11 protein-coding genes are annotated in these 16321 nt (G+C 71.1%); 2 read left to right on the top strand and 9 right to left on the bottom strand.

Annotated features, from left to right (window positions below; genetic code table 11):
• Window positions 1-34 precede the first annotated feature (34 nt).
• The 3 genes from IIE03_RS09965 to IIE03_RS09975 all read right to left on the bottom strand — a co-directional run bounded on the left by IIE03_RS09965 (window position 35) and on the right by IIE03_RS09975 (window position 2697).
• The gene (locus IIE03_RS09965) at window positions 35-1138 is read right to left on the bottom strand and encodes an Fpg/Nei family DNA glycosylase (protein ID WP_192862603.1); all 1104 of its coding nucleotides are present in this window, start codon (window positions 1136-1138) and stop codon (window positions 35-37) included.
• A 1-nt stretch (window position 1139) separates the two neighbouring features.
• Window positions 1140-1589 (bottom strand): ribose-5-phosphate isomerase, encoded by a 450-nt coding sequence (locus tag IIE03_RS09970; RefSeq protein WP_192862604.1) that lies wholly within the window; start codon window positions 1587-1589, stop codon window positions 1140-1142.
• Between the two features lie 406 nt (window positions 1590-1995).
• Window positions 1996-2697: a hypothetical protein gene (locus IIE03_RS09975; RefSeq protein WP_192862605.1), complete on the bottom strand. Its 702-nt coding sequence runs from the start codon at window positions 2695-2697 to the stop codon at window positions 1996-1998.
• Window positions 2698-2936: 239 nt separating this feature from the next.
• Between IIE03_RS09975 and IIE03_RS09980 the strand changes: the two genes are divergently transcribed.
• Window positions 2937-4928, top strand: coding sequence for a M13 family metallopeptidase (locus IIE03_RS09980; protein WP_225997549.1), 1992 nt, complete (start codon window positions 2937-2939; stop codon window positions 4926-4928).
• 188 nt (window positions 4929-5116) lie between these two features.
• Here IIE03_RS09980 and IIE03_RS09985 read toward each other — a convergent pair whose 3' ends face one another.
• The 6 genes from IIE03_RS09985 to IIE03_RS10010 form a co-directional block, all read right to left on the bottom strand.
• Window positions 5117-9391, bottom strand: coding sequence for a GH92 family glycosyl hydrolase (locus IIE03_RS09985; RefSeq protein WP_192862606.1), 4275 nt, complete (start codon window positions 9389-9391; stop codon window positions 5117-5119).
• Window positions 9392-9602: 211 nt separating this feature from the next.
• On the bottom strand, window positions 9603-10619 hold the full coding sequence (locus IIE03_RS09990) for a LacI family DNA-binding transcriptional regulator (RefSeq protein WP_192862613.1): 1017 nt from the start codon (window positions 10617-10619) through the stop codon (window positions 9603-9605).
• 2 nt (window positions 10620-10621) lie between these two features.
• A complete protein-coding gene (locus IIE03_RS09995) occupies window positions 10622-11851 on the bottom strand; it encodes a sugar ABC transporter permease (RefSeq protein WP_192862607.1) in 1230 nt (409 codons plus the stop codon).
• Window positions 11848-12759, bottom strand: a complete 912-nt coding sequence (locus IIE03_RS10000) for an ATP-binding cassette domain-containing protein (RefSeq protein ID WP_192862608.1) — start codon at window positions 12757-12759, stop codon at window positions 11848-11850. Before IIE03_RS10000 ends, IIE03_RS09995 begins: the two co-directional genes overlap by 4 nt.
• Window positions 12756-13907: a substrate-binding domain-containing protein gene (locus IIE03_RS10005; RefSeq protein WP_192862609.1), complete on the bottom strand. Its 1152-nt coding sequence runs from the start codon at window positions 13905-13907 to the stop codon at window positions 12756-12758. Before IIE03_RS10005 ends, IIE03_RS10000 begins: the two co-directional genes overlap by 4 nt.
• Window positions 13908-13933: 26 nt before the next feature.
• Window positions 13934-15055, bottom strand: a complete 1122-nt coding sequence (locus tag IIE03_RS10010) for an ROK family transcriptional regulator (protein ID WP_192862610.1) — start codon at window positions 15053-15055, stop codon at window positions 13934-13936.
• Between the two features lie 343 nt (window positions 15056-15398).
• On the opposite strand from IIE03_RS10010, the gene IIE03_RS10015 reads away from it, so the two are divergent.
• Window positions 15399-16321, top strand: a 923-nt coding sequence (locus tag IIE03_RS10015) for an ABC transporter substrate-binding protein (RefSeq protein WP_192862611.1), incomplete at its 3' end; no start/stop codon positions are given.

A 16321-nucleotide genomic window follows, 5' to 3' on the forward strand; every position in this document is an offset into this window, starting at 1 on the left:
CGGCCGGCCACCCGACAACAAGCCGAACTCCCGATCACGCCTGGCAGGTGGCGCACCAGAAGAGGTTGCGGCCCGCCAGTTCCTTGAGGAGGATCGGGGTGCCGCACACGCGGCAGGGCAGGCCGTCGCGGTGGTAGACGTAGAACGCCCGGTCGGCGGGGACGGCGCCGGGGGTGCCGTCCGTATTCTGCCGGGTCCTCCGCCGGCCCTCGGCGCGGTCCTCCTGGTCACCCACGGAGCGGTCCTCCGGGCGGGCGGTGACGATCGCGCCCGTGCGGGCGCCGTCGCGCATGAGGACGACGAGGTCGTCCCAGATCGCGCGGGCCGACGACGCCGGGACGTCCCGGCCGGGCCGCAGCGGGTCCACTCCGGCCCGGAACAGTGCCTCGGCCCGGTAGATGTTGCCGACGCCGGCGATCACCGCCTGGTCCATGAGGAGCTGCCCGATCGCCACGCGGGAGCGGCCGGCCTTCGCGACGAACCGGTCGGCGTCGTGCCCGGGTTCCCCGTCGCGGATCGGGTCGGGCCCGAGCCGCGCGGTGGCAGCGTCCTTCTCGGCGGACGTGATGACCTCGCAGGCGGCGGGCCCGGTGAGATCGGCGACGGCGTGCCGCCCGAGCAGCCGCACCCGCACCTGCCCCCGCGGCCCGGGCGGCTGCCACTCCTCGCCGCGGACGACGTCACGGCCGACGGAACCGCCCTCACCGACGACCATGTCGTTCCCGGCGGTCACGTGACGCGAGTCGCGCCGGGCACCGCCGACGGCCGGCGATGCAGCCGCCGTGGCACCCGGCGAACTCGTCCCCAGCACCGTCTCGCGTTCGCCGATCCTCTTGCGCGGGGCGCCGATCGCGTGCGCGACCTCGGCGGCACCCGGCGCGCCCGCGAACGTCCAGGCCCCGTAGAGCCCGAGATGCGTCCGCAGCCACAGGGCTTCCGCGCCCGCTCCGTCGTCGGCGGCGACGAAGGCGCAGAAGAGCTGCTTCCCCCAGGCCTCGACCTCGACCAGGCGGCGCCCGGAGAGCAGCGCCGCGCCGTCGGTGAAGCGGCCCTGGGGGCTCGTCACCCGCAGCCGCTCGCCGTCGAACAGCTCCCGCAGGGTCCGCGCGAGGCGGTGGACGGTGTGGCCCTCGGGCAAGTCAGCGGGACTTCTCGTAGGCCGCGAGCTGGTCGATGCGGCGCTGGTGCCGCTCGTCCCCGCTGAACGGTTCGGCGACGAAGGCGTCGACGATCGCCGTCGCCTCCTCGACCGTGTGCATCCGCCCGCCCACGGCGACGACGTTCGCGTCGTTGTGCTGGCGGCCGAGCTTCGCCGTCTCGACGGACCACGCCAAGCAGGCACGCACGCCGTTGACCTTGTTCGCGGCGATCTGCTCGCCGTTCCCGGAACCGCCGATCACGATGCCGAGCGAGCCCGGCTCCGCGACCACGCCCTCGCCGGCGGCGAGGCAGAACGACGGGTAGTCGTCCTGCGGGTCGAACTCGTGGGCGCCGTGGTCGGTGACCCGGTGGCCGGCGTCGGTCAGGTGCTGCACCAGGTGGGCCTTGAGCTCGAACCCGGCGTGGTCAGCGGCGATGTGCAAGTGCATGGTCACATCCTCCAGCATCGCGCAGTAAGGCTCCCGCCGTTCTCAGCACCTGGGATACGCTATCTCTGCCGCAGAGTTCAGATTCCACCTAGGCCGCTATCACAGGGATTGCCGCCTCTCGAAATTCCTCACAAATCGGCATCCGAAGGTGAATCCCCACTTTTTCGTACCTCAACTCGTGAGTTACGACGCATCAACGCACTTCTAGCTGCAGACGCCAGTAGAATTGCAACCGAGATTAGGATGACAATCATAATCAAGATCACACCGATCAGAATTACTGACTGCCAGAATGATAGATTGATCAAACTGTCCTCCACGAGATGGAATCGACGGTCGAATCGTAACACGGGCGTGGACGCATGTCATCAAGCAATGACATGCGTCCACACTCTTCTAGGACCTGCTAGCCCTGACTCTCGTCGATGTACCAGTAGCCAGGTTCAACGTTCAGCCAGAACGACCCGCTACCACCCGCAATACCGTCAAGAGCTTCCCAGGTGTAGTCGAGCGTGACCCGCGCAGGGAGAGGAGGGTCCGCAACTAGACGCTCGATGTCAAGCTCGCATTCAGTGACAGTAATGAAGACCCCATAACAGGTCTCGCCAACCGGATCTCTGATTTCCGCAGGAAATCTCTCGTGATCCGCTGTGTAAACCCAGGAGGCCGTAAAGCCTGCGTACGAGATCATGTCCTGCGAGTAGATCTCGCATGGCCCCCAGACCCAGTACCCGGCCCCCTGCGGCTCCTCACAATTGTGAGTGACCAATGCCTCCACTCCAGGATCCACCGGTCGCACCCCTACGATCCTTCGCGATCCGTCGGCGTACTCAAGAACGGTGGCGATCCCACCATCACGCTTCTCGGTCCACGAATCGATCTCGTCCTCCCCTGTCGCGGAGCCAGGGAGTTCGCCCCTCTGTAGCATCGACAACAGGCGCGAACCCGTCGTGTCGTCGATACCGAGTTCCTCAAGGTTCCGCTGAACGCGAGCCTCGTCTGCCGCCGCCAAAGGTTGGACGGTTTCAGACGGTCCCGGCTCGACACTCGCGCTCGCCGCGGTCGGCGAAATCAGTGCAACGACTCCCACACAGGCAACGGCGATCATCGCCACCACCGTGCGCATGTCCCATCTGGGCATAACCCCTCCAAATCCGTTATGTCTGATGTTTCCGTTATGATGCTAACTGGGCCTGGGTCAGCAGTCAACACTGTCCTGAGAGGTTCATCTTGTTCATCTATGTGTTACCGATCCGGTCTGCTCCACGCAGAGACGCCATGGCCCCACTGTCGGCGACCAGATTTGGCAACCGGTCGGACGCCCCGCACCGCGCGTACGCTGGCGCCATGACGACGACCGAATCCGCCCCGATGAAGTCGGGAATCGACCTCGACGCCCTCGACCCCGGAGTCCGTCCGCAGGACGACCTGTACCGCCACGTGAACGGCCGCTGGATCGACACCCACGAGATCCCCGCCGACCGTGCGATGGACGGCGCGTTCCGTGCCCTGCACGACCAGGCGGAGGAGCACGTCCGCGAGATCATCACGGACGCTCCCGCCGGGTCCCCGATCGGTGACCTGTACGCGAGCTTCATGGACACCGAGCGCATCGAGGCGCTCGGCACCGCGCCACTGGCCGGCGATCTCGCGCTGATCCGTGACGCCGCGAATCTCGACGACCTCACGCGCGTGCTGGGCACGCTGCAACGCACGGGCGGGGCGCGCGCCGTCGGCTTCTGGGTGGACAACGATGCCAAGGACACCGAGCGCTACGTCGTCTACCTGACGCAGTCCGGGATCGGGCTGCCCGACGAGTCGTACTACCACGACGACCAGTACGCGCCCATCCGCAGGAAGTACGAGCCGCACGTGGCGCGCATGCTCGGGTTCGCGGACGTCTCCACCACGTGGGGCATCAGCCCTGAGGACGCCGCCGCGCGCGTCGTCGAGCTCGAGGCCCGTCTCGCGGAGCACCACTGGGACGTGGTCAAGCGGCGCGACGCCACGCTTACCTACAATCCGATGACCCTCGCCGAGCTGGCCGAGAGCGCGCCCGGGTTCGACTGGCGGCGCTGGGTCGAGGCGCTCGGCGCCCCGCTGGGCGCGCTCGACCAGATCGTGGTCCGCGAGCCCACCTACGCCGCGGGGTTCGCCTCGCTCTGGCACGACGTCTCCCTGCTGGACTGGCAGCTGTGGATGTCGTACCACCTGGTCACGGCCCGCGCGCCGTACCTGACCGACGAGATCGTCGAGGCGAACTTCGACTTCTACGGCCGCGTGCTCACCGGCGCCCAGGAGGTGCGCGAGCGGTGGAAGCGCGGCGTGTCGCTGGTCGAGGGCGCGCTCGGGGAGGTCGTCGGCGCGGAGTACGTGGCGCGGCACTTCCCGCCGGAGCACAAGGAGAAGATGGACCGGCTCGTGGAGGCCCTCGTGGCGGCCTACCGGGAGTCCATCGAGAACCTCGACTGGATGACGCCGGAGACCCGGGCGAAGGCCCTGGTCAAACTGGAGAAGTTCACCCCCAAGGTGGGCTACCCGACCAAGTGGCGCGACTACTCGGGCCTCACGGTGGACCCGGCGGACCTGGTGGGGAACGTGTGCCGTTCCAACGCGTTCGACCAGGACCACGAGCTCGGCAAGATCGGCCGACCGCTGGACCGCGAGGAGTGGTTCATGACGCCGCAGACGGTCAACGCCTACTACAACCCGGGCATGAACGAGATCGTGTTCCCGGCCGCGATCCTGCAGCCGCCGTTCTTCGACCCCGAGGCCGACGACGCCGTGAACTTCGGCGGGATCGGCGGCGTCATCGGGCACGAGATCGGCCACGGCTTCGACGACCAGGGTTCCAAGTACGACGGCGACGGCCGCCTCGAGAACTGGTGGTCGGACGCGGACCGCGACGAGTTCGAGAAGCGCACCAGCGCGCTCATCGCGCAGTACGACGCGTTCCGCCCCGCGCAGCTCGACACCGAGGAGCACGCGGACGTCCACGTCAACGGCTCGTTGACGATCGGGGAGAACATCGGCGACCTGGGCGGCCTGTCGATCGCGATCAAGGCGTACCGCATCGCGCTCGGCAAGCCGCTGTCGGAGGCGCCGGAGATCGACGGGCTCGGCGCGCTGGAGCGGATCTTCCTCGGCTGGGCGCAGGTGTGGCAGTCCAAGGGGCGCGACGAGGAGGTCGTGCGGCGGATCGCCGTCGACCCGCACTCCCCCAACGAGTTCCGCTGCAACGGCGTGCTGCGGAACGTGGACGAGTTCCACGAGACGTACGGCACGGTCCCGGGCGACGCCCTCTACCTGCCCCCGGAGGAGCGCGTCAGGATCTGGTGACGGTGGGGCTCCGCTACTGACTCACGTTCATCAGGGCCCTGCACCCACTGGTCCGGCCCCGAAGAGCCTCCGCGGCCCTGCTGAACCCACCTCAGTTGCGCTGAGCCGCACGGCGCGCCGCCCCGGGCCAGGTCACACCTGGCCCGGGGCGGCGCGCAGCAGAGCTCAGCCGAACAGCACTCAGCCGGTCAGCACTCCGCCTGGGCGTACACGGCCGGCCGGAGCGGGGTCGCGTCCGGCCCCGCACCCGAGACGGTCGCGGCGACGGCGCCCGCCCCGAACGAGGTGATGCCCGGCTCCAGCGTGACCAGCCGGTCGTCGCCGGGCTTCAGCGTCACCGTCTCGGCGCCGAGGTCGGACTCGATCGCGACGGTCGCCGCGGTGTCCCCCGTGTTGCCGAGAACGACGGTCAGGGCCGCGGCACCGTCGGTGCACTGCGGCACCGCTGACATCTCGACGTCGTCGGCCAGGTCGGCCGACGTCGCCGCCGTGTCCGCGGTCCGGCCGTGACCGTGCCCCGGACCATGACCGTGGCCCCGGCCACCGTCCGGCTCCGCCAGCAGCTCGAACTCCGCGAGCGCGAGCTCGCCCGCACCCGAGACCTCCTCGATCACCAGACGCACCTGGGCGTAGTCCCGGTGCCGGTCGATCTCGAACGGACGCAGCTGCCGCGCCCAGCGGAACTCCTCGCCCGAGCGTTCGTCGAGCGTCCGCCACCTCCGGCCGTCGTTCGAACCCTCGAGCCGCCAGGCGCTCGGCGTGGCCGTCCCGGCCTCGCCGGACGTGAGCGTGTAGCCCACCAGGTCCGGCCGCTCACCGTCGCCCTCCCAGGTGAGGGTGGGCGTCGCCGAGGAGAAGCCGGTCCGGGTGGCGGAGGTGTCGTCCACCAGCGCGTGCGGCGTCGTCCCGTCGTCGACCACCACGGTGCCGGACGGCGTCACGTCCTCGACCGGCTCCGGCGGCTCGCCGCCGCCGGTGAGCGACGGCAGGGCGTCCCGGCGCCCGGTGCCCCAGCCGGACGGCTCGGACCCCATGACGAAGTCGAGCCGCGCGCCGCCGGACAGGTCCTTCTGGGACAGCGACGTCGACGAGGTCCGCCGGCCGTCGACCCGGAGGGACTGCACGTACACGTTCTCGTCGGAGTTGCCGTGCGCGTTGATCACCAGGTCGCCGTCGGGCAGGTGCACCGTCGCCTTCTCGAACAGGGGCGAGCCGACGGCGTACTCGGCCGAGCCGACCTGCAGCGGGTAGAAGCCGAGCGCGGCGAAGATCCACCACGACGACATCTCGCCGTTGTCCTCGTCGCCCGGGTAGCCCTGCCCGATCTCGCTGCCCACGAAGAGCCGCCGCATGACCTCGCGGACGATCTCCTGCGTCTTGTGCGGCGCGCCCACGGCGTCGTACAGCCACGGGATGTGGTGCGAGACCTGGTTGCTCATCCCCCACTGGCCGAGGCGCACGTCGCGCGCCTCCCGCATCTCGTGGATGACCCCGTTGTAGCTGCCGGTGTACTTGGCCTCCTCCGGGGTCGCGAAGAACTCGTCGAGCTTCGCCTCGAGCCCGTCGGTGCCGCCGTACAGGTTCGCCAGTCCGTTCGGGTCCTGCGGCGCGTGGAACGCGAAGTTCCAGCCGCTGGTCTCCGTGTAGCCGTTGCCCCAGACCCGCGGGTCGTAGTCCTCGGGCGCGATGACGAACTCGCCGTCGGCGTGCCGCGTCGCGAAGAACTCGGTCTCCGGGTTGAACGATCCCACGTAGTGCGTGGCGCGCTCCAGGAAGTACCTCGACTCCTCGCGCAGCTGCTTGCGCCGCTCGCGCGGGACCTCCCGGTCCCTGGAGAGCGCCTTGGCCATGTTCCCGATGCCGAAGTCGTTGATCAGGCCCTCCAGGCCCCAGGACACGGACTCGTGCGTGGACTCGGGCGTGAAGCCCAGGTACGGCGACACCTCCAGGCCCTTGCGTCCGACGGCGGAACTGGTCGGCGCGACGGTGGCGTTCTTCAGCGCGGCGTCGTACGCGTCGAGCGCCTGCTCGGTCGGCAGCGAGCCCTTGAGGTAGGCGTCCGCGAAGGCGACGTCGGAACTGGTGCCGGTCATCAGGTCGGCGTAGCCCGGTGACGACCAGCGCGCGACCCAGCCGCCGTCCCGGTACTGCTGCACGAACCCGTCGACGAGCTCGGCCGCCAGGTCCGGGTACAGGAACGAGTAGGCCGGCCAGGCGGTGCGGTAGGTGTCCCAGAAGCCGTTGTTCACGTAGATCTTGCCGTCGACGATCCGGGCGTTGGTCTCCGTGTCGGTCGGCTCGCCGGACGGCTCGCTGACCGGGCTGGCATACCGGTAGCGGGGCTCCTCGGCCGTTCCCGTGTTCTCGAACTGCGAGTTCGGGTACAGGTTGAGCCGGTAGAGGTTGGAGTACAGCGTGACGAGCTCGTCCTCGCTCGCGCCCTCGACCTCGATCACCGACAGGCGCTCCTCCCACTGCGCCGCGGCGTCGGCGCGCACCTCCTCGAAGGATCGGTCCGCGACCTCCAGGCCGAGGTTGGCGCGCGCCTGCTCGAGCCCGATGAACGAGGTGGCGACGCGCAGTTCGACGGTGTCGTCCTGCGACACGTCGAACGTGGCGTAGCGGGCCGCCTCGCGGTCGCCGTCGGCCTGCCCGACGGTGGTCGGGGCGCGGTCGAACGTGCCCGCGACATACATGCGGGTGCGGCCCACGGACAGTCCGCTGCCGCCCTCGACCCAGCCGCTCAGCGTTCCGGTGGCGGCGTCGATGTCCAGGCTCGACTCTCCCAGGACCTGGTCGACGAGCACGTGCCCGGTGCCGTCGGCGGCGTCCGCCGGGAAGCCGAAGCGCAGCACGGCGGAGTGGTCGGCGGGAGCGACCTCGACGGACTGGCCGTCGGCGAACTCCACGCCGTAGTAGTCGGGGCGCGCCGTCTCGTCGTCGTGGTCGAACGGCAGGCCGCGCGCGTCCAGCCCCGCGTCCGGCGTGCCGGCGCCTACGGCGGGCTGGAACGCGAGCTGGTTCCGGTCCCCCATCCACGGGCTGGGCTCGTGCGAGATCCCGATGCCCTCGAGGACCGGCCGGTTCCGGTCGTCGGTGGCGGTCTGGTACTCGTACAGCCACCTGTCCGTCGCCGCGTTCGTCATCGGCACGTAGAAGTTGAAGCCGTTCGGTACCGCCGTGGCCGGGATGTTGTTCCCGCGCGAGAAGCCGCCCGAGGAGTGGGTGCCGCGGCGGGTGTCGACGAAGTTCAGGTGGCTGGAGCCGTCGATGACCTCGGGGCTCGCCTCGACGGCGACGTCGTCGAGCCAGCCGGAGAAGAGGGTGCCGGCCTCGCCGGCGTCGTTGTCGTAGCCGACCAGGATCTGGTCGATCGTCCTGCCCTCGGCGACCGCACCGACGTCGACCCGCACCGAGTTCCACTGGTCCGCGTAGAGGATCTTGCCGGCGCCCTGGCCGGCCGCGGTGGCGGCGGTCCCGTGCGAGTCCTCGGCGCCCAGCTCGGACAGGAACGTGCCGTCGGTGAACCGCAGGTCCATCGCGGCGTACGTCGACGGGTAGGCGAGGTCCCGCAGGAGCTCCGGGAAGATCTTGTAGCTCAGGCGCGTGTCGGGTCCGACGGCGATGTCGACGTCGTCGTACAGCACGTTCGTCGCGTACGCCGGGCCGTCCGCCAGGTGCGAGCCCGAGTACCGCAGCGCTCGCAGGCCGTCGAACCCGACACGGGGACGGCTGGTCCAGGACGCCGATTCCGGCCCGTCGCCGACGGCGGTCGTCATCGGCACGGAGGACGTCTCCGGCGGGGTCAGGTCGACCGACAGATCCCAGTCGGCGATCTGCAGGATGGGGTCGCCGTGGTTCTCGGTCACGTCGAGGCGGAAGTACCGGAACTCGCCGCTCGGGGCGTCGAGCTCGAAGACCTGCCGCTCGAAGCGCTCGGGGAAGGTGACACCGGCGCGCTGGTCGATGTCGGCCCAGGTCTCGCCGTCGGACGAGCCCTGCAGCGTCCAGGCCTGCGGGTCGCGTCCGTCGAAGTCGTTGGCCGAGGTCAGCGAGTAGGCGACGACGGACGTCGGCTCGGACAGCTCGTAGGTGACCCAGCCCGTGGGCTCGAACACGAGCCACTTGGTGGACGGTTCGGCGTCGACGATCTTGTCCACGCCCTCGTTGGGAAGGTTCTCGCCGCTGGCGGTCGCCTCGGACACCGAGTCGAGAATGCTGCCCGGGAGCCGGTACACGAACTCGCCGACGTTGTGGTGCCACGGCTCGCCGTCGCGCTCGGCGGGCGTCGACTCGAGCGGCACGGCGTCGGACTCCTCGAACGAGCTCGTGAAGTCGCCGGGCGCGGCGGCGGCGCCCGCGGGGGCGACGAAGCCCGCGGTGCCCTGCGCGATCAGCGCGAGAGCCACACTCGCGGAAAGTACTCCCCGGCGCCGGTGGCGCCGGGTGGGGACTCGTGACATGGGATCTCCCTCGATCTTCTGACACCGCTGTCAATCTTGCGTTCGAGAAGTGAACGTAGACGTGACGGGCAGTGCTGTCAACGGGAGGAGGTCAGGCCGGGCGTCGGGGTTCGCGGTCGGTCATGGCACGACCGACCGCGCCGCTGATCGGTCCGACCGTGAGTGATCGGCGGATCGAGGTGCCGATCAGTCACGGAGTGACCGACCGCGCTCATCCGCGGGGCGGGCGTTCGCCCGTTCCTCGCGGGATCAGGCGGGTCTCCAGCGTGACCGTGCGAGCGGGCGCCGACGGGTCGTGCGGCGTGGTCGCCAGCTCCGCGGCACGGCGCCCCATCTCCACCGCGTCGTACGACACCACGGTCACGCCCAGCACGTCCGCCAGGTCGAAGTCGTCGAACCCCACCAGCGCGACGTCCTCTCCGCCGGGAGCGTCGCCGAGCGCACGCAGGGCTCCCGCCGTGACGCGGTTGTTCTCGGCGAGCACCGCCGTCGGCGGCTCGGGCCCCTCCAGCAGCGCGGCGACCAGCGACCGCGCCTCGCCCGCGTCGTGCGCACCCGACCGTACCCAGCGCTCCGCGCCCTCGTTCCCCAGCTCGGCCATGACCGCGAGGAACGCCGCCTGCCGCTCGCGGAACGTCCACACCTCCGGGTTGTCGCCGACGAACGCGATCCTCCGGTGCCCGTGGTCGCTCAGGTGCCGCACCGCCGCGCGGATGCCGCCCCGGTTGTCGATGACCACCGTGTCCGCCTCCAGCCCGGAGGCCGGCCGGTCCACGAAGACCACAGGGGTGCCCGCGGCGAGCTCGCCGGCGAGCAGGGCGTGGTCTCCCGTCGCGGGCGTCACCACGAGCCCGCCGACACGACGTTCGAGCAGCTCCTCCGTGAGCAGGCGCTCCCGCTCCGGATCCTCCTCGCACGACGTCGTGATCAGGTGCATGTCGTTGTCCCGCGCCACGCGCTCGATCCCGCTGGCGAGCGCCGAGTAGAACGGGTTCGCGATGTCCCCGGAGATGAACCCGAGCAGCCGCGACGCGCCGCCCCGGGCGAGGTCCGCCGCGACCGCGTTGCGGCGGAAGCCGAGCGCCGTCGCCGCGGCGCGTACCCGCTCCCGCGTCGCCTCCGCCACGTTCGGCTCGCCGTTCAGCACGCGGGAGGCCGTCTTCAGGCTCACCCCCGCGCGCTCCGCCACACCCGCGAGCGTGGGCCGACGCGCTCCCTGCACCGACATCCTCATGCCTCCTGACGCCGGCGACGCACCAGCATGTCGACGATGATCGCACCCAGGAGCACCGCGCCGGTCACCATGAAACGTGTCGCCTGGTCCAGGTCGAGCAGCGTGAGCCCGTTCGCGACGGACTGGATCACGAGCACGCCCAGCAGCGCCGACCACGCACTGCCCCGGCCGCCGAACAGGCTCGTCCCGCCGATGACGGCGGCGGCGATCGCTGTCAGGTAGGTGTCGGCCCCGCCGGTGCCCTGGTTCGCGGCGCCCAGCCGCCCCGCCGCCAGGATCCCGCCCAGCGCCGCGAGCGTCGAGCAGGCCATGAAGCACGAGATCACGGTCCGGTGCACGGCCACGCCCGAGAGCAGCGCGGCTCGCCGGTCGCTGCCCACCGCGCGCACCGAGCGTCCCCACCGCGTCCGCCGCAGTGCCACGTCCGCGACGATCACCAGCACCACGAACAGGACCACCGAGTACCCCACGCCCCGGGCCGTGGAGAGGTAGCCGACCGCCGCCGCCAGGACCAGGGCGAGAGCTCCTGTCCGCAGCGCGATCTGCGACCACGGCACGCACGACAGGTCCGCCCGGCGACGGCGCTCACGCACCCAGACCTGCATGCCGAGGTAGGCCAGGATCCATACGGCCACGAGCGCCCACGCCACGCCGGGCTCGAGGAATCCCTGCTGGATCGCGCGCACGAACCACGACTCGAAGGGCAGGTTGATCGACCCGAGCGGCCCGAGCACGCGGAGCTGCACGCCCGCGAAGAAGAGCAGCCCGGCCAGGGTGATCACGAAGCTCGGCAGCCCGAGCCGGGTCGACAGCACGCCGTAGACGAGGCCGACGGCCAGGCCGCAGGCCAGGGCCACGAGGACGCCGACGGCGAACGGCCAGCCCGCCGTCACCGTACCGACGGCCACGATCGCGGCGGCCAGGCCGCTCACCGAGCCGACCGAGAGGTCGATCTGCCCGACCAGGAGCACCAGCACCACGCCGAGCGCGATGACCCCGACGGGCACGCTCTGCAGCGTGAGGTTGACCAGGTTCTCCGCCGAGAGGAAGTCCGGCTCGATCGCCGCGAGCACCACCCACACGAGCGCCAGGCCGACGACGATCGGCGCCACGCCGTGCTCGCCGTGGAACCACTGCCGCAGGGCGGCCCGCGACCCGGCCTCGGCCGGCGCCGGGTCGACCGCGGCCAGCGTGCGCCCGCCTCCACGCGTCCCGTCTCTGTTCATCTGCCTGTCCCGCTCCCGCGCGCCTGATCGGCCTTCATCGGCGTCCCCGAACCCGGGCGCACCGCGCCCGTCATCGCCGCGAGCAGGTCCTCGTACGAGGTCTCGCCCGTATAGGCGCCGTGCACGCGTCCGAGTCGCAGGACCAGGATCCTGTCGGCCACGGCCTGCAGGTCGCCGGCCTGATGGCTGATGAGCACGACGGCGTGTCCCCGGGCACGCAGCCGGGTGATCAGGTTGAGCACCTCCGCCGTCTGCCGCACGCCGAGCGACGCCGTCGGCTCGTCCAGGACGACGACGCGCGGCGAGCCGAGCAGCGCCCGCGCCACGGCGATCACCTGCCGCTGCCCGCCCGACAGGGTCCGCACCGGGTCACGCACCGAGGGGACGCTCGCGGCGAGCTGGTCGAGCACCTGCCAGGCGCGGCGTTCCATCTCCACCTCGTCGAGGAACACGCCGCTGCCGACCTCGTGCCCGAGGAAGAGGTTCTCGACCACGTCGAGGTCGTTCACCAGCGCCAGTTCCTGGAACACGGTCGCGATCCCGAGGGCGCGGGCCGCCGCCGGCGAGTCCAGCACCACCGGCACGCCGTCGACCAGCACCTGCCCCGAGTCGGGGCGGTGGGCGCCGGCGAGGACGCCCGCGAGCGTCGACTTGCCCGCGCCGTTGTCCCCCACCACGGCGAGCACCTCGTGCTCGTGGACGTCCACGTCGACGTCGACGAGCGCCCGCACGCCGCCGAACCGCTTGCTGACCCCGCGCAGCGACACCACCGGGGCCGACGAGACGCGCGGGAGCGTGGAGCCCGGCTCGGCGGACGCGGACGAGGCGCGGGGGGACGCGCCTCCCGGCCCGGCGGGAGCCGCCGTGGCGCGCAGGGGCGTGGGGCCCGGCTCGGTGGGCTCTCTCATCCTCGTTCCTCCTGGGCCCCGCCGACGAGACCGCGCGCCTCGCACGCCGCCCGGTACGACGGGGTGCAGATCTGTTCGGTCGTGTACACCCGCCCGTCGACGATGACGTGCTCGATGTCGTCCGCCCCGACCGCGCGCGGCGCGAGCAGCAGGGTGGGGACGCCGTCCGTGACGGCGGTGGTGCGCGGGGCCTCCCCGCGCAGCACCCGCACGGCGAGCTCCGCGGCGGTGGCCGCCTGCTGGTCGGTGGCCTTGTAGATCGTCATGTACTGGTCCCCCGCGACGATGCGCTGCACCGCCGACAGCTCGCCGTCCTGGCCGGTCGTCGGCGGCACCGGGTCGAGCCCGGCCGCCTTGGCCGCGGCGACGGCCCCGCCCGCGACGCCGTCGCTCGCCGCCAGGATGCCGTCGACCTGGCCGCGGTAGCGGGTGAGCATCGCCTCGACCCATTCGGTGGCCTTGTCGGGGCTCCAGTCCGGCGTGTAGTAGTCGGCAAGGACCTCGACCTCGGTGGGTTCGAGCGCGCGGCGGGCGCCGTCCGCGATCGCGCGCGAGTTCGGGTCGGTGATCGCGCCGTGCACGAGCAGCACGCCAGGCCCCCCGCCGTCCGGGTCGCCCCCTCCCGCGGCGGCCCGGGCCTCGATGGTGGTCAGGCCTGGCTCGACGTCCGGGTCGAGGGCTCCGGCCAGCGCCGATCCCATGAGGTAGCCGAGGAACTCGTAGTCGTAGGAGACGTAGTAGTCCGCGCCCTCGACGAAACGGTCGTACGCGATCACCTTCGCGCCGAGCCGGTGCGCCTCCTCGACGATGCCGACGGCCGCCACCGTGTCGACGGCGCCGAGCACGAGCACGTCGGCGCCGCGGACGAGCATCGACTCGGCCTGCTCCTGCTGACTGGCGACGTCCTGGCCGGCGTTCGCGTAGAGCACGTCGCACCCCGGACACCGCGTCTCGACCACCCGCGCGAACGTGGGGCGGTCGGACGCCTCGTAGCGTGCCGTCTGGGCCTCGGGCAGCAGGAGACCGACGGTGCCCTCGGGAGCCTCGGCGGCGCCACCGGGAGCGGCGCACGCGGACATCGCCACGGAGGCGACGGCCGTGAGCATGGCGGCCGTCCGGACCGCCCGTCGCCGCAGGCCTCGTGACACGTCGCTCCCTCTCCGTCGTCGCACGATCATGATCCCACCACGCCCAGTGCCCCCGCGGACCTCGCCGAGTCGAGCGCCACCGCCAGCGCGCCGCGGACGCCGGCCGATCCGCCGAGTTCGGAGGGCACGACGTCAACCGGCCCCCGCGACGTGGCCACGACCCGCTGGCCGAGCGAGGTCCGCAGCGGGTCGAGCAGGAGGTCGCCCACCTCCACCAGCTGCCCGCCGACGACGACGATCGCCGGGTCGACGATGTTGCACAGGTTCGCCAGCGCCACGCCCAGGTGGCGGCCGGCGTCGTACACCACCCGGCGGCACCCCGGGTCGCCGTTCGTCGCGCGCGCGACGAGGTCGGCGAGCGTGAGGTGGCCGGTTCCGGCGGGCAGCATCCCGAGCAGGCTGGACGCCCCGACGAGCATCTCCAGGCAGCCCCGGTTGCCGCAGCGGCAGACGGGGCCGTTCTCGTCGACCGACACGTGCCCGATCTCGCCCGCGACGCCGGCCCGGCCGCGGACGGCGTGCCCGCCGATGACGAGCCCCGCCCCCACGCCGTGCGAGACGCGCACGTAGGCGACCGAGTCGTGGCCCTGGCCGGCCCCGTACCGGTACTCGGCGATCGCCGCGAGCGTGGCCTCGTTGTCCACGGTGACCGGCACGCCGAGCTCGGCCTGGAAGAGCGCCGCGACGTCGACGCCGTCCCAGCCGCGCATCATGCCCAGCGTGACCACCTCGCCGCTGGCGGGGTCGACCGGGACGGGCACGCCGACGCCGACGGCGAGGAGTTCGTCGGGGGACGCGCCGACGGACTCGATCATCTCGGTGACCAGCAGCGCGGTGCGACGCACCCCCGCGTCGGCGCGGTGGTCGGCGGCGAGGGGCATGCGCTGTTCCGCGAGGACGCGCATCGAGGCGTCGGCCAGCGCGACGCTCATCGATCGCACGCCGAACCGGACTCCCGCGACGAGCCCGAGATTGCGCGCGAGCGTGACCTGGAGTGCGCGGCGGCCGTTGCGGACGGACTGCGCGGTGGCGAGGACGCCGGCCGCCGAGAGCTCCTTGACGATGTTGGAGATCGTAGCCGGGGACAGCCCGGTGACGCCGGCCAGCTCGATCTGCGTGAGCGACCCACGCTGCTGGACGGCGCTCACGATCCGGGCTCGGTTGGCCTCACGGAGTGAGGTCTGCGAACCCGGGGTCACCCGATCCGCGCGCACAGCCACACAATAGACCGCTCAGCTGCGCCGATCTGCGAGATCGCGGGTCTTGAGGGCGGCGCGACGCATTGAGTACATGCCATGAACGGAGTCTCACCAGCGGGGCAACCTTGCGTTCACTTCTTGACATCAAGGCCGGATGCTCGTTTGATAGGGCGCGGTTCTCGGGCGCCTCAGACGCCCGACCGTCTCCTGACGTACCGCTGTCCTCCCCCGGGATCGTGGCACCACGGGGACGGGTCGATCCAACGACCAACGAAGGTTTGAGGGACACGAGATGCGAATCAACAAGAAGTCCGCCGGTGTGGTGGCTTCGGCCGCCGTGCTGGGTATGACGCTCGCCGGGTGCGGCGGTGGCAGCGGCGGTGACTCGGGCGAGGGTGGGTCCGGGGCCGAGGGTGATGCCAGCCAGGTGGAGGTGTTCACCTGGTGGGCGGCGGGTTCGGAGAAGGCGGGCCTGGACGCGCTGGTGGGTGTCTTCCAGGAGCAGCACCCGGACACGGAGTTCGTCAACGGTGCGGTCGCGGGTGGTGCGGGGTCGGCGGCCAAGGATCTGCTGCAGACCCGGTTGCAGGCGCAGGACCCGCCGGACACGTTCCAGGCGCACGCGGGTGCCGAGCTGCAGGACTACATCGACGCGGCCCAGATCGAGGACGTGTCGGGCCTCTACGACGAGTTCGGCCTCAGGGACGTGTTCCCGGCCGATCTGGTGGAGCGTCTGTCGACTGAGGACGGGGCGATCTACTCCATCCCGTCCAACATCCACCGCGCCAACGTCATGTGGGCCAACCCGACCGTGCTGGAGGACGCGGGCCTGGACCCGAGCGCGGAGTACGCGGATCTGGACGCGTTCATCGCGGACCTGGAGACCCTGCAGGAGGAGGGTGTGACGCCGATCTCGGTGGCCACCACCTGGACGCAGGTGCACCTGCTGGAGACCGTGCTGCTGGCCGACCTCGGTCCGGAGGCGTACTCGGGTCTGTGGGACGGGTCGACGGACTGGACCTCGGAGGAGGTGACCGGTGCGTTGGAGGACTTCGAGACGATCATGTCGTTCACCAACGAGGACCGTGACGGTCTGGACTGGCCGGAGGCCACCCAGCAGGTGATCGACGGGACCGCCGCGTTCAACATCATGGGTGACTGGGCCGTGGCCGCCTTCGAGGAGCAGGACAAGGAACTGGGCACCGACTTCGTCGC

This window comes from Myceligenerans pegani, assembly GCF_014892515.1.
In the GTDB taxonomy this organism is placed as follows: domain Bacteria; phylum Actinomycetota; class Actinomycetes; order Actinomycetales; family Cellulomonadaceae; genus Myceligenerans; species Myceligenerans pegani.

Coding starts and splice junctions, on each gene's coding strand:
- IIE03_RS09975 (WP_192862605.1), bottom strand. CDS start 2,697: ATGATCGCCGTTGCCTGTGTGGGAGTCGTTGCACTGATTTCGCCGACC.
- IIE03_RS10000 (WP_192862608.1), bottom strand. CDS start 12,759: ATGAGAGAGCCCACCGAGCCGGGCCCCACGCCCCTGCGCGCCACGGCG.
- IIE03_RS09970 (WP_192862604.1), bottom strand. CDS start 1,589: ATGCACTTGCACATCGCCGCTGACCACGCCGGGTTCGAGCTCAAGGCC.
- IIE03_RS09985 (WP_192862606.1), bottom strand. CDS start 9,391: ATGTCACGAGTCCCCACCCGGCGCCACCGGCGCCGGGGAGTACTTTCC.
- IIE03_RS09995 (WP_192862607.1), bottom strand. CDS start 11,851: ATGAACAGAGACGGGACGCGTGGAGGCGGGCGCACGCTGGCCGCGGTC.
- IIE03_RS09980 (WP_225997549.1), top strand. CDS start 2,937: ATGACGACGACCGAATCCGCCCCGATGAAGTCGGGAATCGACCTCGAC.
- IIE03_RS09990 (WP_192862613.1), bottom strand. CDS start 10,619: ATGTCGGTGCAGGGAGCGCGTCGGCCCACGCTCGCGGGTGTGGCGGAG.